General features: G+C 67.2%; 19 protein-coding genes. 10 read left to right on the forward strand and 9 right to left on the reverse strand.

What is annotated here, in order from left to right; genetic code table 11:
- Positions 1–8: 8 nt before the first annotated feature.
- Entirely contained in the window at positions 9–1574 is a 1566-nt protein-coding gene (locus tag A5724_RS20075; protein WP_067805989.1) for an alpha-amylase family glycosyl hydrolase, read from the reverse strand.
- Positions 1574–1978 (reverse strand): globin, encoded by a 405-nt coding sequence (locus A5724_RS20080; protein WP_197518734.1) that lies wholly within the window; start codon positions 1976–1978, stop codon positions 1574–1576. The genes A5724_RS20075 and A5724_RS20080 overlap by 1 nt, the downstream gene beginning before the upstream one ends.
- Positions 1979–2108: 130 nt before the next feature.
- On the opposite strand from A5724_RS20080, the gene A5724_RS20085 reads away from it, so the two are divergent.
- Genes A5724_RS20085 through A5724_RS20095 form a run of 3 tightly spaced genes read left to right on the forward strand, consistent with a single transcriptional unit; the run spans position 2109 to position 3500 of the window.
- The gene (locus A5724_RS20085; protein ID WP_067805992.1) at positions 2109–2765 is read left to right on the forward strand and encodes an HNH endonuclease; all 657 of its coding nucleotides are present in this window, start codon (positions 2109–2111) and stop codon (positions 2763–2765) included.
- Between the two features lie 26 nt (positions 2766–2791).
- A complete protein-coding gene (locus tag A5724_RS20090) occupies positions 2792–3037 on the forward strand; it encodes a hypothetical protein (RefSeq protein ID WP_067805995.1) in 246 nt (81 codons plus the stop codon).
- Positions 3024–3500 (forward strand): DUF5130 domain-containing protein, encoded by a 477-nt coding sequence (locus A5724_RS20095; RefSeq protein ID WP_067805997.1) that lies wholly within the window; start codon positions 3024–3026, stop codon positions 3498–3500. The genes A5724_RS20090 and A5724_RS20095 overlap by 14 nt, the downstream gene beginning before the upstream one ends.
- On the opposite strand, the gene A5724_RS20100 is transcribed toward A5724_RS20095, so the two are convergent.
- From A5724_RS20100 to A5724_RS20110, 3 genes are read right to left on the reverse strand one after another with little or no spacing between them, the layout of a single operon-like run.
- The gene (locus A5724_RS20100) at positions 3489–3830 is read right to left on the reverse strand and encodes an HNH endonuclease (RefSeq protein ID WP_067806000.1); all 342 of its coding nucleotides are present in this window, start codon (positions 3828–3830) and stop codon (positions 3489–3491) included. The two genes, A5724_RS20095 and A5724_RS20100, sit on opposite strands and share 12 nt — an antisense overlap.
- Before the next feature lie 23 nt (positions 3831–3853).
- Positions 3854–6427: an aminopeptidase N gene (gene pepN, locus A5724_RS20105; RefSeq protein ID WP_067806002.1), complete on the reverse strand. Its 2574-nt coding sequence runs from the start codon at positions 6425–6427 to the stop codon at positions 3854–3856.
- Between the two features lie 33 nt (positions 6428–6460).
- Positions 6461–6826, reverse strand: coding sequence for a DUF732 domain-containing protein (locus A5724_RS20110; RefSeq protein ID WP_067806503.1), 366 nt, complete (start codon positions 6824–6826; stop codon positions 6461–6463).
- Between the two features lie 179 nt (positions 6827–7005).
- Here A5724_RS20110 and A5724_RS20115 point away from each other — a divergent pair, with 179 nt between their 5' ends.
- The gene (locus A5724_RS20115; RefSeq protein WP_067806006.1) at positions 7006–7626 is read left to right on the forward strand and encodes a DsbA family protein; all 621 of its coding nucleotides are present in this window, start codon (positions 7006–7008) and stop codon (positions 7624–7626) included.
- A 1-nt stretch (position 7627) separates the two neighbouring features.
- Here the strand turns inward: A5724_RS20115 and A5724_RS20120 are convergent, their stop codons facing one another.
- Positions 7628–8269 (reverse strand): flavodoxin family protein, encoded by a 642-nt coding sequence (locus A5724_RS20120; protein ID WP_067806009.1) that lies wholly within the window; start codon positions 8267–8269, stop codon positions 7628–7630.
- A gap of 83 nt (positions 8270–8352) precedes the next feature.
- On the opposite strand from A5724_RS20120, the gene A5724_RS20125 reads away from it, so the two are divergent.
- The 6 genes from A5724_RS20125 (at position 8353) to A5724_RS20150 (ending at position 14264) form a co-directional block, all read left to right on the forward strand.
- On the forward strand, positions 8353–9756 hold the full coding sequence (locus A5724_RS20125) for a cytosine permease (protein ID WP_067806011.1): 1404 nt from the start codon (positions 8353–8355) through the stop codon (positions 9754–9756).
- Positions 9757–9771: 15 nt separating this feature from the next.
- The gene (locus tag A5724_RS20130; protein ID WP_156752385.1) at positions 9772–10197 is read left to right on the forward strand and encodes a nucleoside deaminase; all 426 of its coding nucleotides are present in this window, start codon (positions 9772–9774) and stop codon (positions 10195–10197) included.
- A 34-nt stretch (positions 10198–10231) separates the two neighbouring features.
- Entirely contained in the window at positions 10232–11185 is a 954-nt protein-coding gene (locus tag A5724_RS20135) for an isopenicillin N synthase family oxygenase (RefSeq protein ID WP_067806022.1), read from the forward strand.
- 23 nt (positions 11186–11208) lie between these two features.
- Positions 11209–11688, forward strand: coding sequence for a ribose-5-phosphate isomerase (locus A5724_RS20140; protein ID WP_067806506.1), 480 nt, complete (start codon positions 11209–11211; stop codon positions 11686–11688).
- Positions 11689–11691: 3 nt separating this feature from the next.
- Positions 11692–12486, forward strand: coding sequence for an Fpg/Nei family DNA glycosylase (locus tag A5724_RS20145; protein ID WP_067806025.1), 795 nt, complete (start codon positions 11692–11694; stop codon positions 12484–12486).
- Positions 12487–12587: 101 nt separating this feature from the next.
- Entirely contained in the window at positions 12588–14264 is a 1677-nt protein-coding gene (locus tag A5724_RS20150) for a sodium:proton antiporter (RefSeq protein WP_067806027.1), read from the forward strand.
- 1 nt (position 14265) lies between these two features.
- Here the strand turns inward: A5724_RS20150 and A5724_RS20155 are convergent, their stop codons facing one another.
- The 3 genes from A5724_RS20155 to A5724_RS20165 all read right to left on the reverse strand — a co-directional run bounded on the left by A5724_RS20155 (position 14266) and on the right by A5724_RS20165 (position 18660).
- Positions 14266–15093 (reverse strand): hypothetical protein, encoded by an 828-nt coding sequence (locus A5724_RS20155; RefSeq protein ID WP_067806029.1) that lies wholly within the window; start codon positions 15091–15093, stop codon positions 14266–14268.
- A gap of 35 nt (positions 15094–15128) precedes the next feature.
- Positions 15129–16322 (reverse strand): serine hydrolase domain-containing protein, encoded by a 1194-nt coding sequence (locus A5724_RS20160; protein ID WP_067806032.1) that lies wholly within the window; start codon positions 16320–16322, stop codon positions 15129–15131.
- Between the two features lie 85 nt (positions 16323–16407).
- The gene (locus A5724_RS20165; protein ID WP_067806034.1) at positions 16408–18660 is read right to left on the reverse strand and encodes a CocE/NonD family hydrolase; all 2253 of its coding nucleotides are present in this window, start codon (positions 18658–18660) and stop codon (positions 16408–16410) included.
- Positions 18661–18715: the final 55 nt, after the last annotated feature.

Below are 18715 nucleotides of genomic sequence, written 5' to 3' on the forward strand. Positions count from 1 at the left end.
CGGGATGGTCAGACCACCCACACCGCGGTGTTCGGCGGCAGCATGCCGTCGGCCAACGGGCCGCTGGCCAACAACACCTCGCCGTCGGGCAGCGCCATCGCGTCGGATCCGGCGTTCAGCGCGCAGACCAGTCCGCTGCTGACCCGGAACACCACACCGCCGACGGTGGAGTCCAGCCACGTCACCGTCCTACCGCCGAATTCTGCACGCCCGCGGCGCAACTCGAACGCACGTCGGAAGAATGCCAGCGTCGAATCGGGGTCGGCGAGTTGCTTCTCCACCGTCAGCGCGGCCCACTCCGGCGGAACCGGCAGCCACGTGTCGGCATTCGACGAGAATCCGAACGGGGGAGTGTCGCCGCCCCACGGCAGCGGCACCCGCGACGCGTCGCGACCGCGGCGGGTGTGCCCGGAGCGCTCCCACACCGGATCGCGCAGCGCCTCGTCGGGCAGATGGACGTTCGCCAGGCCGAGTTCCTCACCGTTGTAGATGAACACCGCGCCTGGCAGCGCGAGCATCAGCAGCGCCATCGCCCGCGCGCGGGCCAACCCGACGGGCCCGCCGCCGTATCGGGTCGGTTCCCTGTCGACGTCGTGGTTGGCCAGCGTCCACGTCGGCACGGCGTTCACCAGCGCCGCGGCGGCAAGCGAATTCTCCACGGCCCCACGGATATCCGCGGCGTCGAACTCCGCGCGCAACAGCCGGAAGTTGAAGCCCAGGTGCAGTTCGTCGTCGCGCACATAGCGGGAGAACTGCTCGTTGTCGTAGACCCACACCTCGCCGATGGCCACGGCGTCTGGATAGTCGTCGAAAACGCGCCGGATCTGGCGGTGGATCTCGTGCACACCGTCGTTGTTGAACCGCGGGTCGTCGTCCATGTCGGCCAGCAGCATCTCGGCCGTGACAACGTCCATGTCGGGCAGCCCCGGCGGTTTGGCCATCCCGTGCGCGACGTCGATGCGGAAGCCGTCGACGCCGCGCTCCAGCCAGAACCGCAGCGTCTTCTCCAGGTCGTCGAAAACCTCGGGATTGTCCCAATTCAGGTCCGGCTGCTCGGCATCGAACAGATGCAGATACCACTGGCCCGGTGTGCCGTCGGCCTCGGTGACGCGGGTCCACGCAGGCCCGCCGAAGACCGACACCCAGTTGTTGGGCGGGTGAACGCCGCCGCGGCCGGTGCCGTCGCGGAAGATGTAGCGCTCACGCGGGTCGCTGCCAGGCCCCGCGGCCAGCGCCGCCTGAAACCACGGATGCTGCGAGCTGGTGTGGTTGGGCACCAGGTCCATCGTCACCTTGATGCCACGCCGGTGTGCGGCATCGGTCAACCGGTCCAGCGCGTCCATGCCGCCGAACAGCGGGTCGACGTCGCGGGGATCGGCGACGTCGTAGCCGTTGTCGGCCATCGGCGACACCATCACCGGGTTCAGCCAGATCGCGTCGACGCCGAGCGCGTGCAGGTAGTCCAGCTCGGCGGTGACACCGTCGAGGTCACCGACACCATCGCCGTCGCTGTCGCGGAACGACCTGGGATACACCTGATAGAACAGCGCGCGCGACCACCAGGGTGTGCTCATCAGAACGGGGAGTTCACCATCGAGTGCGCGGCCATTTCCAAATAGCTGAGAAGTTCTTTGCGGTGCTCATCGTCGAGCGTGTGCGAGTCGATCTCCGCGACGGCGGTGTGCATGCACCGCAGCCACGCGTCGCGCTCCAGATAACCGATCTTGAACGGCGCGTGCCGCATCCGCAGCCGGGGATGGCCGCGTCGATCGGAGTACGTCCGCGGGCCGCCCCAGTATTGCTCGAGGAACATCCGCAACCGCTCCTCCGCGCCGTCGAGGTCGTCCTCCGGATAGATCGGACGCAGGATCTCGTCCTCGCGGACCAGTTGGTAGAACCGCGCCACGATCTTGTGAAACGTGTCATGGCCACCGACTTCGTCGTAGAACGAGCGCTGCGGAGCTGTCACGCGCTCCATTGTCCCTGTGGCCGGTTGCGCGCCGCGAACCGGTGAGGTCATCCACTGTTCACCAGAGTGACCAGCGAACACGGGCAGAATTGTCGTGCGATTGTCCCCAATCCATGGTGGACTGTCGGTCGGAGGACGTATGGCGCAGCGCAAGAAAGGTCGCGGCCACCGGCACCACCAGGCCGCGACGGGCATATCCGGGCCCGCGGTCGGCCACGCGCAATCGCACGTCCTGCACAGCGTCGACGCCCATCCGCCGAGTACCGGCGAGGCCTCGATCTGGGGTCGTCGGCGTGTGCTGCTGCTGAATTCCACCTACGAACCGTTGACCGCTCTGCCCATGCGGCGAGCGGTCATCATGCTGATGTGCGGCAAAGCCACCGTCGTGCACGACGACCCGAACGGCCCGGTGATCCACTCGGCCACCAGGTCGATCGTGGTGCCGTCGGTGATTCGGCTGCAGTCCTACGTGCGGGTGCCCTACCGGGCGCGCATCCCGATGACCAGGGCGGCGCTGATGCACCGCGACCGGTTCCGCTGCGCCTACTGCGGGGGCAAGGCTGACACCGTCGACCACGTGGTGCCGCGCAGTCGCGGCGGCGACCATTCCTGGGAGAACTGCGTCGCGGCCTGCTCGACCTGCAACCACCGCAAGGCCGACCGCTTGCTCACCGAACTGGGATGGACGCTGCGCTCGATTCCCGTACCGCCGAAGGGGCAGCACTGGCGGTTGCTGTCGTCGGTGAAAGAACTCGACCCGGCGTGGGTCAGATACCTGGGTGAGGGCGCGGCCTAGTCAGTGCCTGGTATACGGTTTGCGTCGTGAGCACCGCTTTGACTCATGCCCTCCTCGGAGGCGTTCCGCTGGTTGTCCTGCTGGTGTTGATCGGCCTGATCTACGGGGTCAGCAAGAACCGCAAGGGCCCGCACCCCGACACCTACAAGTTGACCGAGCCGTGGACCCACGAGCCGATTCTCTGGGCGTCCGACGAGCCGGCCGATCACGGCCACGGCGGTCATGGTTCGCACGGCGTCACGATTGGAGGGGGCGCAAGTGGCAAGTGGTGATGTCGCGACTGTCGTATCAGCGCTCCCTGCTGAGCTGCCGCGCGGGTTCGTCGTAACCAACAGCGGCCGGATCTCCGGCGTCACCGAGCCCGGTGAGGTGTCGGTGAGCTACCCGTTCCCGGTCAAGGATCTGGTAGTGCTCGACGACGCGCTCAAGTACGGCTCGCGGTACGCCAAGGCCCGGTTCGCGGTGTACCTGGGCGACCTCGGTGCCGACACTGCAGCCACCGCCAGGGCCATGCTGGCCAAGGTGCCGACGCCGAACAACGCTGTGCTGCTGGCCGTTTCGCCGAACCAGCGCGCCATCGAGGTGGTCTACGGTGCCGACGTGCAAGGCCGCGGCATCGAGGAGTCCGCGCCGCTCGGCGTTTCGGCCGCCGCCGCGTCGTTCAAAGAGGGCAACCTGATGGACGGCCTGATCAGTGCCGTCCGGGTGCTCAGCGCGGGCGTCTCACCCCGCTAACATCGCGCGGATCTCGACGTAGCGCGTCAGAAAGGCGCGCTCGTCGAGGCGCTTGCGGCGCAGCCAGGCGGTGACTTCCTCGTTGCACTTGCTGGTGTTGCACGCCGCACACGCGGGCACCACGTTGTCGACGGTGTAACGCCCGCCCCGCGAGATCGCCATCACGCAGTCACGCTGCAGCGGCTTGTCGGTCGCGCCGCAGTATGCGCAGCCATTCCAGGCCGCCTGGATCGCCGCCCACTGCTCGGCGCTGAGGTCGTTGACGACGGCGTCGAGCCGACGCTTCCGCTTGCGGGCAGCACGCGCTCGGCGCGTGCGACTGACCACCATGCACGGAGCGTATGGCGCAGACGTCAGGTGATGTCGAAGGCGCGCGCTCGCAAAGCCCGCTCGATGCCGGCGCGGCCTTCCACCACCAGTCGCCGCAACGGCGGTGGCACATCGTCCTCGGCCAGGAACTCCTCGGCGGCGTCGAGGCCGGCCTGGCTGACGTCCCAGGCGGGATACAGGCCGATCACCACGGTCTGCGCGACCTCACTCGAGCGCCGCTGCCAGACACCCGAGATCGCGTCGAAGTACTTGGTGCGGAACGGGTTCAGCACCTCTTCCTGACCGGGTCGGACGAAGCCTCCGATGATCGAGCGTGCGGTGATGTTGGCCAGCGTGTCGTCCTCGATCACCTGCTGCCACGCCGCCTCCTTGACCGCGGGCTGCGGCCGTGCCGCCGATGCCGCGGTGGCGTGCCGCTTGCCCGCCGCGGTGGGGTCCCGCTGTGCCTCGGCGTCGATGAACGGGGTGTCCTGGCCGTCGGCGTCGACGGCGCCCGCGGCGGCCAGCGCGGTGACGATGCGCCAGCGCAGATCCGTGTCGACGACGAGGCCGGCCAGGCCTTGCGTGGTCGGATCGTCGTCCAGCAGCGCTCTCAACACGTCGGTGTGCCGATCGGACAGCACCGATCCGCACAGCGCGTTGACGTAGGCCAGCTGATGGTCGGACCCGGCCTCGGCGCCGCGGGCCAACTCCAGCAGCCGGTCAGCGAAGGCGGGCCAACCCTCAGCGCGCGCCCAACCCGGCTCGGCGTACGCGCTGAGCGCGGTCTGCGCCTGCAGCAGCAGTCGCTGCGCGACGCCGACCTCGGTTTCGGCGTGCACGCCGCCGGCGACCAGCGCCACGAAGTCGCGGGCGCGAAGCTCGGCTTCCCGGGTCATCTCCCATGCCGCCGACCACACCAGCGTGCGTGGCAGCGGATCGGCGATGTCGGCGATGCGGGTCAGCGCCGTCTGCAACGACTCGGCATCAAGGCGCAGCGAGCAGTACGTCAGGTCGTCGTCGTTGACCAGGATCAGCTTTCCACGCGAAACTCCCTGCAGCGCAGGCACATCGGTGGTCGCACCCTCGACGTCGAGTTCCTCGCGGTGGATGCGGACCAGCTTGCCGCTGCCGTCATCGTCGTAGACGCCGACCGCCAGCCGGTGCACCCTGGTCTCACCGGCGCCGGGCTGCGCGCCGCTCTGGGTGATCGCGAACCGGGTGAAGCGCCCATCGCCGTCGAGGTCGAAGTCGGGGCGCAGCGTGTTCAGGCCGGTGGTCTTGAGCCACTGCTGACCCCAGCCGGACAGGTCGCGGCCCGACGCCTTCTCCAGCGCGCCGAGCAGATCGCCGAAGGTGGCGTTGGCGAACGCGTGGTCGCGGAAGTAGTCCCGCAGTCCGGACAGGAACTCCTCGAGGCCGACGTAGGCGACGAGTTGCTTGAGCACGCTGGCGCCCTTGGCGTAGGTGATGCCGTCGAAGTTCACCTCGACGGCGGCCAGATCGGGGATGTCGGCGGCCACCGGGTGCGTCGACGGCAGTTGGTCCTGCCGGTAGGCCCAGGACTTCTCGACGTTCGCGAACGTCGTCCAAGCCTCCTTGTACTCGGTGGCTTCGGCCTGGCAGAGCACCGAGGCGAAGGTCGCGAACGACTCGTTGAGCCACAGGTCATCCCACCACTGCATGGTCACGAGATCGCCGAACCACATGTGCGCCATCTCGTGCAACACCGTCTCGGCGCGGCGCTCGTACGACGCGCGGGTGACCTTGCTGCGGAAGACGTAATCCTCGAGGAACGTCACCGCGCCCGCGTTTTCCATTGCGCCCGCGTTGAACTCGGGCACGAACAGCTGGTCGTACTTGCCGAACGCGTACGGCACGCCGAAGTTGTTGTGGTAGAACCCGAATCCCTGCTTGGTCTGGGTGAACAGCCGCTCGGCATCCATGAACTCGGCCAGCGACTTGCGGCAGAACAGGCCGAGCGGAATGTCGCCGTGGTCGTCGCTGTAGGTGTCGTCCCACCTGGCGTACGGGCCCGCGATCAACGCCACCAGGTAGGTACTCATCCGCGGGGTGGCGGCGAAGGTGTGCACGCCGTTGTCGTTCGACACCGTCGCGCCGTTCGAGATGACCTCCCAATGCGACGGCGCGGTGACGGTGACGTCGAACGTGGCCTTCAGATCGGGCTGGTCGAAGCACGCGAACATCCGCTTGGCGTCGGCGGTTTCGAACTGCGAGTACAAGTAGACCTCGCCGTCGACCGGGTCGACGAAGCGGTGCAGCCCCTCACCGGTGTTGGAGTACCGGCAATCGGCGTCGACGACAACGGTGTTGTGCTTGTCGAGCCCTTGCAGCGGGATGCCGGTCGACTCGTCGTAGCCGGACACGTCGATGGCACGGCCGTTCAGCGTTGCGCTGCGGATGGAATCGGCGGCGATGTCGATGTAGGTGTCGGCGCCGGCGAGGGCGTCGAACTCGACCGTCGTCACCGAGCGGAACGTGCGTTCGCCCGGTTTACCCTCGCCGTCGGTGAGGTCGAGGACGATGCGATAGCTGTCGACGGTGACGAGCGCGGCGCGTTCGACGGCCTGCTCGCGAGTGAGATTGGGAAGTGCCACGCGTCCAACTTATCGGCCGCGCGGTCAGGTGGCTTACAACAGGCCAGGGATGTGCAGCCCGCTGAGTTGGTTCAAGAAGGTCCCGTTGCCGATCGAGGTCATCATCGACGGGCAGTACATCTGGATCGCGATCCCGGTGAAGAAAGCCGCCATGTCGGGGTTGATGCCCTTGTTGGACACCGTGGAGTAGACCTGCGCCAGATTCTTACCCGGCTCGACCAGCATCGGGCAGATCGACTGGCCCAACTGTTCGGTGCTGGCCGGATCGTTGAAGCCGATGCCGGCGCTGGTCAGGGCGTTGAGGAACGAGGTGTCGGGGTCGGCGGATGCCGGTGCCGCGAGCGTCACTGCCGCCGCGGCGCCGACCAGAGTTGCGGTCAGGAATCGTTTCGCTTTAATCACAAGGGAAACACTGATTGACAACGGTCACATCGACAACACGCTTAGATAACCATTTGCACACTATGCGTGTCCTTTGGGCCGACTTTTCAGGGCACGTGGCAGTGGGAACACGATGCGTTGGTGCTTGGTTGTGCTGGACGGTGTTCTGCCCTTCTACCGAGAGGACCGAGTTAGTAATGGCTGAGAAGTCGGTTGCGGGTTTCTGGTTCGACCCGTTGTGCCCGTGGTGCTGGATCACGTCGCGGTGGATCCTCGAGGTCGAGAAGGTCCGCGATATCGAGGTCAACTTCCACGTGATGAGCTTGGCGGTGCTGAACGAGGGCCGCGACCTGCCCGAGGATTACAAGAAGGGTCTTGCTGCGGCGTGGCGGCCGGTGCGGGTGGCCATCGCCGCCGAACAGGCCAAGGGCCCGGAGATCCTGGCGCCGCTGTACACCGCGATGGGCACCCGGATTCACGATCAGGGCTATCGCGAGAACGACCCGGATTTCTCCAAGGTCATCAAGGAGTCGCTCGAAGAGGTCGGCCTGCCCGCCGAGTTGGCCGAGGCCGCCGACACCGACAAGTACGACGAGGCGTTGCGCAAGAGCCACCACGAGGGCATGGATCCCGTCGGCGACGACGTCGGCACGCCGACCATCCACGTCAACGGTGTGGCGTTCTTCGGCCCGGTGCTGTCGCGGATTCCGCGCGGGGAAGAGGCGGGCAAGCTATGGGACGCCTCGGTGACGTTCGCGTCGTATCCGCACTTCTGGGAACTCAAGCGCACCCGCACCGAAGCGCCGCAGTTCGACTGAGTCAGGCCGGCGCGCCGTCCCACACCCGGTTCGAGCGCACCGTATCGAGCCGGTAGTCGGTGACCCGAATATCGAACAGCCGCGAGCCAAGATCGCGTGCGCACGCCAGCGGATCGCTGGGGTCACGCACGATCTCGCCGCGGCTGTTCGCATTTCCGACGACAACCCCGACCAGATCCTGGTTGAGGTAACGGGTGAGTTCCTGGAACTGAGCGATGACACCCTGCGTGGCACCGAGATAGCTTTCCTCGCAGGAGATCAGCACGCCGACCGTCTTGTGCATGATCCCGTCGACGACCTGGGCCTGTTGCGGCGCGCTGTTGGCGGTGTAGCAGAACAACCGGTCGAACAGCGTCTTCAGCCGGCCGGGCATGCCGTAGAAGTACAGCGGCATCGCGAAGATGATGCCGTCTGCGGGCAGCATGTGCTCGATCAGGAGTTCTTCGTAGCGGTCGTCCAGTGCGCAGGTGCCGTCGGCAAGCCGGCACCGCCTGCAGTTGCCGAGCATCCGTTGTATGTACTCGTCGAGGAACAGATGCTCGACAGCGTGGCCTGCGTCTTGCGCGCCCTCGATGGCGGCGCGCGCGAGGATGTGCGAGTTGCCGTCTTCGCGCGGGCTGGCGCTCACTACGAGTGTCTTCATGTGGCGTACCAACCCGTTCGCCGGTCCGTTTTGTTTCCGGCGCGTTTACTCCGGTTGCGAGTTAGCGACGTGGGCATGACGGTATGACGGTGACAGTCACCGAACCCACCGTCCAGAGCGACGGCAGCTACCGCGACCAGGTTGTCGCCGTAGAACCCGGCGGCAACGAATACATCGCCGAGCCCGATCGCCACGGCAGGCCCAGCCAGTTGTTCTGGACGTGGACCTCGCCCAACCTAGAATTCGCGACGATCTTCGTCGGCGTGCTGGCGGTCGCCGCGTTCGGCATGAGCTTCTGGCAGGCGGTCCTGGGCATCGTCCTCGGCACCGGACTTGGCGCGATCGCGCACTACTTCCTGTCTGCGCGCGGACCCCTGCACGGAGTTCCGCAGATGGTGCTGGGCCGACTTCCGTTCGGGTTCAAGGGCAATGCGGTGCCCGCGGTGCTGATGTCGATCACGGCGGGCGTGGGCTGGTTCGCCACCAACAGCGTCAGCGGCGCCTACGCGCTGGCGACCCTGTTCGGCTTCGCCCCGCTGGTCGGCCTGATCATCATCGTGCTGCTGCAGACCGCGCTGGCGTTCTTCGGGCACAACCTGGTGCAGGCCTTCGAGCGTTGGACGTTCCCCGTGCTCGCCGTGATTTTCGCTGTCGCGTCGGTGGTCATCCTGTCCAAATCCCACCTGGGCGCTCCCGCCGGCGGCGGCGTCGGCGGCATGGGCGGATTCCTGCTGACCGTCGGCACCGCGTTCGGTTACGCGGCGGGGTGGACGCCCTACGCCGCGGACTACACCCGCTACCTGCCCGCCTCCGTGTCGACCGCCCGTACCGGATTCTCCGCCGCGGCTGGGCTGTTCGTGTCGTGTGTGTTCCTCGAGGTGGTCGGCGCGGCATCGGTCACCATCGGCGGTGACTCGCTGGACAATCCGACCGCCGAGTTCACCAGCCAGTTGGCTTCACCGCTGGCCAAGGCGACGCTGTTGGCCATCGCGATCGGCGCCGTAGCCGCCAACGCCATCAACATCTATTCGGGAGCAATGGCTTTCGTGACGCTAGGCATCAAACTCCCGCATCAGGTCGCCAGGGCGGTCGTCACCGTGTTCTTCGGCGTGGCAGGCTTTCTGGTGGCCTGGTGGGCGCTGCCGGACGCCGCCCAGAGTTATGAGGCGTTCCTGCTCATCATCGCCTACTGGATCGGGCCGTGGCTCGGCGTGGTGTTCGCCGACCAGTATCTGCGCCGCGGTCAGGCCGTCGCAGGCTTCCTCTACGACCGCTCGTATGCGAACTGGAACGGCCTGCTTTCGTTCGTGATCGGGTTGGTGGTGTCGGTGGCGCTGTTCTCCAACCAGGCGAAGTTCGTCGGCTTCGTCGCGAAGGCATGCCCGGCGCTGGGTGACGTCACGTTCTTCGTCGGGTTCCTGTTGGCCGGCGCTGCCTATCTGACGCTGTGCAGGTCCAAAATCGCCGCGGAGCGGGTCGTCGGCTAGATGGACGTCGACGCGATGCTCGAGGTCGCCTATCAGGAGGCCCGAAAAGGGTTGGCAGAAGGCGGCATTCCGATCGGCGCCGCGCTGTTCACCGCCGACGGGGTGCTGCTCGGCAGCGGCCACAACCGACGGGTGCAGCAGGACGATCCGTCGATACATGCCGAGACCGACGCGTTTCGGGCGGCGGGACGGCAACGCGACTACCGGTCCACGGTGATGGTGACGACGCTATCGCCGTGCTGGTACTGCAGCGGGTTGGTGCGCCAGTTCAACATCGGGGCGGTGGTGATCGGGGAGAGCCGCACGTTCACCGGCGGACACGACTGGCTGGCCGAACACGGCGTAGCGGTCACGGTGCTCGACGACCAGCGGTGTGTGACGATGATGGCGGACTTCATCGCGGCCAACCCGCAATTGTGGAATGAAGACATTGGGCGATGAGCGCTTGCGCGAAGAGCAATAGGAGAGTCAGTGAGTGATTGCGACCGTTGACATTTCGCGCTGGCGCGAGGGCGGCGGCGCTGCCGACAAGGTGGCCGCGGCAGTAGACGAGGGTCTGCAGCGTGCCGGCTTCATCCTGGTCACCGGGCACGGCATCGACCCGTCGTTACCGGCGGAGGTGCGTGCCGCCGCCCGCGATTTCTTCGCGCTGCCCGATGCGGTCAAGCAGCGCTACGCCGTGTCGGTCGCCGGCCACGGTTGGCTGCCGCCCGGGGTCGAGGCAAATGCGTACGCCGAGGGCACCGAGACGCCGCCGGACCTGAAGGAGAGCTACAGCCTGGGCGCGGAGACCAGCACCGGAGACCGCGAGGTGGACCGGGTGTGGTTCGCGCCGAACGTCTGGCCCGACGAGGTCCCGTCGCTGCAACCGCTGGTCAGCCGGTACACCGCCGCCATGCGCCAGTTGGCCGACGACCTGCTGGCGCTGTGCGCCGATGCGCTCGGGTTGCCGGAGAACCCGTTCACCGAACTGGCCAGCCGACCCACGTGGACCATGAACATCAACCACTACCCGCCGGTCAGTGTCGTCGGCGAACCCGAACCCGGTCAGTTCCGCATTGGCCCGCACACCGACTTCGGCACGGTGACCATTCTCGACCGCGAGCCGGGCGCCGGTGGGCTGCAGGTCTATTCGGACGACGACGGCTGGAGCGACGCCCCATACGACCGCGACGCGTTGACCGTCAACATCGGCGACCTGCTGGAGTACTGGAGCGGGCGGCGCTGGCCGTCGGGCAGGCACCGGGTGCTACCACCGCAACCGCATGCGCCCGAGGAGGACTTGGTCTCGCTGGTCTACTTCTACGAGGCCAACTACGACGCGATCGTCACTCCGTTGGCGCCACCCGTCGGCCGGGTGTCGGGCCTGGGACCGGTGACGTCGTCGGCATTCATCAAGGAGCGGCTCGACGCCATCACCGTCGGCTAGCCGCGTCTGCCACAATGGCCGCCATGCGCGTCTACCTGGGCTCTGACCACGCGGGCTTCGAACTCAAGCAGGCCATCATCGAGCATCTCCGCGATTCTGGCCACGAGCCGGTCGACTGTGGCGCCTACGTCTACGACGCCGAGGACGACTATCCCGCGTTCTGCATCGCCGCCGCGGAGAAGACGGTCGCCGATCCTGGCAGCCTCGGCATCGTCATCGGCGGGTCGGGCAACGGCGAGCAGATCGCCGCGAACAAGGTGCCCGGTGTGCGCTGCGCGCTGGCGTGGAGCGTGGAGACCGCGACGCTGGCGCGCGAACACAACAACGCTCAGGTGATGGGTATCGGCGGCCGGATGCACACCGTCGAGCAGGCCAAAGACATCATCGACGCGTTCCTGGCCGCCCAATGGTCGAAAGCCGAACGTCACCAGCGTCGTATCGACATCCTGGCCGAGTACGAGAAGACGCACGTCGCGCCACCAGTGCCCGGCGCACCGGCCTGAGGCATGCCCGAAGGCCACACACTGCACCGGCTGGCCCGGCTGCATCAGCGTCGGTACGGCCGGGCGCCTGTGATGGTGTCCAGCCCGCAGGGCAGGTTCGTCGACGGGGCTGCGTCGGTCAACGGGCGGGTGCTCAAGAAGGCCACCGCGTGGGGCAAGCACCTGTTCCACCACTACGAGGGTGGCCGGGTGGTGCACGTGCACCTCGGTTTGTATGGCACGTTCACCGAACTGCCGATCCCCATGCCGCTGCCGGTCGGACAGGTGCGGATGCGGATGATCGGCACCGAGTACGGCACCGATCTGCGCGGTCCGACGGTATGCGAGGTGATCGAGGAGCCGGAGGTGGCCGACGTGGTGGCCAGGCTTGGGCCGGATCCACTGCGTCGCGACGCCGACGGTTCACTGGCCTGGACGCGAATCCGCAAGTCCCGCAGACCCATTGGGGCGCTGCTGATGGACCAGACGGTGATCGCCGGGGTCGGCAATGTGTACCGCAACGAACTGTTGTTCCGGCATCGCATCGACCCGTACCGCTTGGGTACACGCATCGACGAGGTCGAGTTCGAGGCGATGTGGACCGATCTCGTCGCGCTGATGAAAGTCGGACTGCGGCGGGGCAAGATCATCACGGTGCGGCCCGAGGACGACCATGGTCTGCCGTCGTATGCCCCGAACCGCCCGCGCACGTACGTCTACCGCAGGGCGGGCGAGCCGTGCCGGGTGTGCGGCACCGCGATCCGCACCGCCGAACTCGAGGGCCGCAATCTGTTCTGGTGTCCGACAGATCAGAAATAGGCCAGGTTCGCTGGAGTCGTCCGTTCCTGGATGTGGCAGGCGGGGCGCGGCGGGCACCGACTGAGACAGCGTCGAGGAGACAACTCGGCGACAATCGCCGGGTGGAACTGATCCTGGTTGTCGTCGGCGCCATCGTGGTGACAGCCGTCGCGCATCGGCGCGGGCTGGAACCTGCACTCGTTCTCGTCGTGGTCGGATTCGCGGTGTCGTTCGCCCCCGAATTCGAGGGCGTCGAGCTGGAATCCGAAGTGCTGTTGTCGGTGGTGCTACCTCCGCTGCTTTACTCTGCCGCCCTTGACTTTTCGTTCCCAACCTTCCTGCGCAACATCCGGCCCATCCTCGGCCTCGGCGTCGGCCTGGTCGTCGTCACCGCGATTGCCGTCGCGGGCGTCGCCGCGTGGCTGGTGCCGTCGCTGACGTTCGCCACCGCCCTGATCCTCGGTGCGGTGGTGGCGCCGCCCGACGCGGTAACCGCGGTGGCGGTCGGCCGGAAACTGGGCCTGCCCAAGAAGGTGATGGCGATCCTGACCGGGGAGAGTCTGGTCAACGACGCGGCGGCGCTGTCGCTGTTCTCGATTTCGGTGGCGCACGTCGCGGGCAGCGAGGCGTTCATCGCCAACCCGGTGCTGTTGTTCGGCTACAGCGCCGTAGTCGGCACGGCATTCGGTGCGGCGCTGGGGTACATCACCCTGTGGATCCGGCGCAGGCTCGCGCATCCGGGGCTGGAAACGATCCAGGGTCTGGTGGTGCCGTTCGCGGCATTCATCTCCGCAGAACACCTGCACGCGTCCGGGGTGCTGGCGGTCGTCGTGGCGGGGTTCGTCGTCGGCCACGGCTCGCTGGATGCGGGTTATCAGACACGGCTGCAGGAGCGGTACGTGTGGAACTCCGTCGATGTGATGCTCGAGGCGTTCGTCTTCGCCTACATCGGGCTGCAGTTGCGGTTCGTCCTCGAGGATCTGCGCGAGGCACACGAGTCGCTGACCGAGGTCGCGCTGGCGTCCGGTGTAGTGCTGACGGTGGTGTTGGTGATCCGGCCCGCATGCGTGTTCCTGATGTTCGGCAGGGGCCTGCTGTCGCGTCATGTCGAAAGCAGGCTCAGCGTACCGGTCCCCGGCGGTGCACGCGGCGCGCTCGGCACCCGAAAACGGTTGAACGGCAAGTGGTCTGCTCTGATCGACCGCCGCTTGCTGACGTGGCAGGAGAACGTCGTCGTTTCGTGGACCGGCATGCGCGGTGTGGTGACGCTGGCCGCGGCGTCGGGCATTCCGCTGCTGACCACCGCCGGTGAGCCGTTTCCCGAACGGGCGACGATTCAGGCCATCGCGTTCGCGGTCAGCGTCGGCACTCTGCTCCTGCAGGGGTGGACGCTGCCGCTGCTTATCCGTTGGCTCGGGCCGTCTTTCGAAGCCGATCGGGTGCTCGACGACGCCGATACCCGCAAGGCCGAGCAGATCGTGCACACCGCCGCCGGCGACGTGCTGGCCAAGTTCGCCGCCGAGCCGCCCGCGGGACTGGACGCCGCGACGCTGGCCAACATCAGGCTGACCATCGCCCGGCACTCCCAGGACGCCGACGAGATGCCTGATCCGGAGTCGCACACGCGGCGCGCGGAGGTGTTCTCCCGGCTCTACCGGGAAGTGCTTGCGGCGCAACGCAGCGCGCTGATCGCCGAGCGCGATGCCGGTCGCATCGAGGAGGAGGCGGCCCGCGCCATGCTCGAACGACTGGACCTACAGGAGGCCGGGGTTTCGGCGCGTCTGGACAGCCGCTTCTGAGTCAGAAGCCGCCGAAGTCCCCGCCGCCGAAATCGCCGCCGAAGTCACCACCACCCCAGCCGCCGCCGTCCCAGCCGCCACCATCGCCGCTGTACCCGTCGAAGCCGCTGGCGTCGGCGGCGCCGCCGTCGAATCCGCCTGCGTCCTGTCCGGCCGCGAACCCGTCGGAGTAGCCGTCACCGTAGCCGCTCTCGAAACCCTGTGCGCCGTAGTCGACTCCGTGCATGCCGTCGAACAACGCATCGAACAACAGCACTGACCCGAGTCCCCACGCGCCCGCCACCAGAGCGGGTTTCCACCACGGCTCTGAATACCATCCGGCCGGAACCGGACGGCCTGCCACCCGGCCGCCGGGGTAGTAGTTCGGTGTGCGCTGCGAGGGCGACGGCGACGCCTCGATCTCGCGGCCCTCGAAATTGATCCGGCGGTCTTCGGTCACGGTGCCCGCCGACCGCTGCCCGGCCAGCGACTCCAACTCCGGTCCGGGATCCATGCCCATCGCGCTGCGCGCGGCGCGCACGTAGTACAGCCCCTCGACGGCGCTCTCCTTGGCCAACGCGGCCTGTCGCACCGTGGTGGCCTGCTCGATCTGCGACGACGCCGCGGTGTAGCGCTCGGACGCGTCGGCCATCGCCTGCTTGGCGGCGTCGTTGGTGCCGGTGACGTTGAGCACCTGGCCGCCGAGCCGTTCGATGAGCCGACGGGCGTCGGCTTTCGCGTCGGCCAGCGACGCCGCGTTGCGCCGACCCGACGCCTTCGACGAGCTGTACACCGCAAACGCGAGCGCAGCGATGACAACAATGATCAGGACGAGCAGGACGCCGTTCATGACGTCCAGCGTACCGACAGGAAACCGCCCGAAAGTCAGTCGCGCCTTACGCCGAGAGCGGAGTAAACCGCGTCGGAGAGCACCACGCTGCGCGGGTCGGCATTGCATTTCGTGGCGTCGAAGCGGTTCATCACATACGCATATCCGATGCGGTGTTCCAGGTCGACGAACGCATACGAGCCGCCCGATCCGCCGTGGCCGAACGTGCGCCGGTTCGGGCCTGCGACACCGCGCTGGTTGAGCATGTAGCCCAGCCCCCAGCCGTGATCCGCCACACGTGCGCCCAGCACCACGTCGGTGTCGAAGCCACCCTGCGATACCCGAACCCGGTCCATGTGCTCACGCGACAACAGCTTGTCCTGCGCCAGCGCGTTGTAGAACGTGGCCATGCCCAGCGCGGTCACATGCGCGTTGGTGGCCGGGAACTCGAGCGTCCGCCACCTCTGCAACGCATTCGAGCCCAACTCGTCGTCGGGAACGAAGCCCATCGCCACCGCCAGCCCGGCCATGGGATGTTCGGTCAGCGTCGACGGATACTCGGGCGCCGCACCGCAGGCCAACACGTCGCGGATGTGCGGTTTGTTCACCATCTCGGCGCAGCGCGCGTGCTCGGCGATCGGCAGCCGGATGTGGACGTCGATACCGAGCGGTTCGGCGATCTCGGTGCGCAGATACTGCCCGATGGTGCGGCCGGTGACCCGGCGGACCACCTCGCCGAGGATGAAACCGAACGTCACCATGTGGTAGCCCTGCGCGGTGCCGGGCTCCCACCACGGCTCGGCGGCGGCGATGCGCCCGCACACCGCATCCCAATCGGCGGCGTCGGCCCAGTGCATCCGGGTGCGCGGCCCGATCACCCCGGACCGGTGCCCGAGCACCATCGCGACCGTGATGTCGTGTTTTCCCGCCTGACTGAACTCCGGCCAGTAGCGCGCCACCGGCGCGTCGAGATCGAGTTCGCCGCGGTCGGCCAGCAGGTGCACGCACGTGCTCGTCAGCCCCTTGGAGCCGGAGTAGACGCTGGCCAGGGTGTCCTCCCGCCACGGGCGCTCACCCGCCGCGTCGGCGAAGCCGCCCCACAGGTTGACGACGAGGTCGCCTTCGACCCAGACCGCCACCGCGGCGCCGACGTCGTCGCGGTCGGTGAAGTTCGCCGCGAACTCCTCGCGCACCCGCTCGAAACCGGCCGCGCACAACCCGCCGATGGGGGCCGCCGATTCGCCGAGCATTGAGTGAACGCTACGGACGCAGACTGTGAGAATCGTTGCGGTTGAGCAACGTTATGGCCACGGTTCGGGCGGCGGGTGGCGTGAATTACGCCGCCGTCACCGCCGACGGGTCGGCGGTCGGCAACGTGAGTCGCATGTTCGACACGTTCAACACACCGCCCATCGGGATGACCGTCGCGTACAGCCCCGCCGAGCCGACCAGTTGCAGTGTGACGGAGTCGCCCGGCCGCATCGTGTACGAAACCGGTTCCAGGCCAACGTCAACCGTGTGCGTCGCCCCGTCCAGGGTCACCGGGATCGGGGTGGCGAGGTAGCTGAGCACCAGACCGGTCTGATTGTCGACGAGTTGAGCGTAGACGTGGGTGCTCGTACCGGTGCCGGAGTAGGTCAACGAAAGCTTCGGCGCGCCAACGACATAGGTGGTCGCCGTTGCCTTTTCGGTCCTGAGGTTCAGCGCATAAGGAGCTGCGAAGGCGATCGGGACGAATGGGATACCGGAGCCGCCGAGGTAGGGGATCAGCGGCAATGAACGCCGCTCACTGCTCGAGGTGACGATCGACGAACCGGCGGCCGCGGGGTAGGTGTTGGACGAATACCACTGTCCGCGTTGGTCGACCCACTCGAATTGCGGCCCCGTCGACACGGACAGGCCCATCACGTAGCGGTCCAACCAGTCGAGCGTGCGGTCCTGGATCAGTGCGCCGTCGCGGAGATCGAGCGGATTGTTCAGGCAGACACCGTGTCCGCCGCAGAACCACACCACCTTGGTCGGTACGCCGTTGGCGAGCAGGGTCTGCGCGGTGGCATCGGACTGCTGCAGCGAGAAGATCGTGTCAGCGGTGCCCTGGATGAGCAGTGTCGGGGCGGTGATCTTGCTGATGTCGGGATTCCGCGAGTTCAATATGGCTAGGTCGCTCGGCAGCATCGTCCCGGTCAGGGCGCCGTAGATCGCGACCGGCAGGATCCGCGGATGGATCTCGCCGGCGGTCAGCAGCATCAGCGCCGTCAGCGGCGTGGCCCAACTGCTTCTGAACGCGGCGTTCTTGTACAGCGTGGTGGTCAGGTTGTCGTACGTGATGGCGGGCACGATCGCGTCGGCCCGGTGGTCGTCGGCGGCGGTCACCAGTTGGATACCGCCGCCGTACGACACGCCGACCATGCCGATCCGCGGATCGCCGGGAGCGTCCAGGCGGGCCTCCGGTTGGTCGGCGATCCAGCTGATGATGGTCGACATGTCGCGGCCCTCGAATTCGGGGGAGTTGAGCTCCAGTCGGCCGCCCGAATTCCATTCGCCGCGGGGATCCCACGTGACCACGTTGTAGCCGGCGTGCCGCAGTGTTCCGACGCTCATCATGCCAAAGGCGTCGGTCAGGACGGCGTCCAGCGGGGTGCCGTTGATGCTCGTCGAACCGGGGAGTCCCAAGCCGGGTCCGTTGAGCACGGTGGGTGCCTTCTGCCCGGGTTTGAGCCCACTCGCGGGCATGAAGTGGACATAGATCAGCGTGGCGTCGGGGGAGACCACCTTGACGTCACGGGCGCCTGACCCGACCGGATATCCGACGAACGGATGCAGCACGTCGCCGACGAACGGGATCTGGTGGATGATCGCGACGATCGGGGTGATGGCGACCGGCCCGATGACCGGGATGTGCTGCAGGAAGGCCAGCGGGGCGATCTGCGGGATCGCGACGACGGGCGTCGAATCGATGGCCAGGGTGGTGATCGTCGTGTCCGCAGCTTTGTCGCGAGTCGTTGTATCGGTTGATGATTCACGTCGCGCCGCGGTGGCCAGCGTCAACATGGCGGTGGTCTCGAGCGGCGGCTTCGGCGTGCTGTCGGTGGCCGGGTGGATCAGCGCGTCGAATGCCTTGGCGACCGCAACGGTCACCATCTGCGCGGGTTCTTGCGGCGGTTTGGGGGGTGTCGACACCTTCGCCAGCGCCGGTGTGGTGTCGGCTTGGAGCGGTGCGGTGTCGACGGCGGCGGCCTTGGGTTCGTCGGCGGTGTCGACCTTCGCGGTGCGTTTCGGTCGCGGGTTCTTGGTGTCCTCGTCGACGGTATCCGCCGCCCGGTGGGGCTTCACGGACTGGGTGACAGATGACCGCGGCCCCTTCGTGCCCTTCTTCGGCTTCTTGACGTCACCGTCGAATTGTGTTGTGGCCTTGGGGTCTTCGACCTTCGGCGTATCCGAGGAGTGCTCGGTCTGCGTCGACTCCGTCGCTTTCGCTTTGTCGGTGGATCCGTCCGTCGTATCGGCCGACGCGATCCCGTGCCCGGCGACGACCGCCGACCCGATGCCCAACGCGACGGCCACCGCTCCGAATTGATACGACACCATGAACCTTCTCCCCTCGGAACGCCCTTGCGGACATTAACCCGGCAGGGGCGCTACA

The sequence above is a fragment of the Mycobacterium sp. ACS1612 genome (genome assembly GCF_001667505.1).
Classification (GTDB): domain Bacteria; phylum Actinomycetota; class Actinomycetes; order Mycobacteriales; family Mycobacteriaceae; genus Mycobacterium.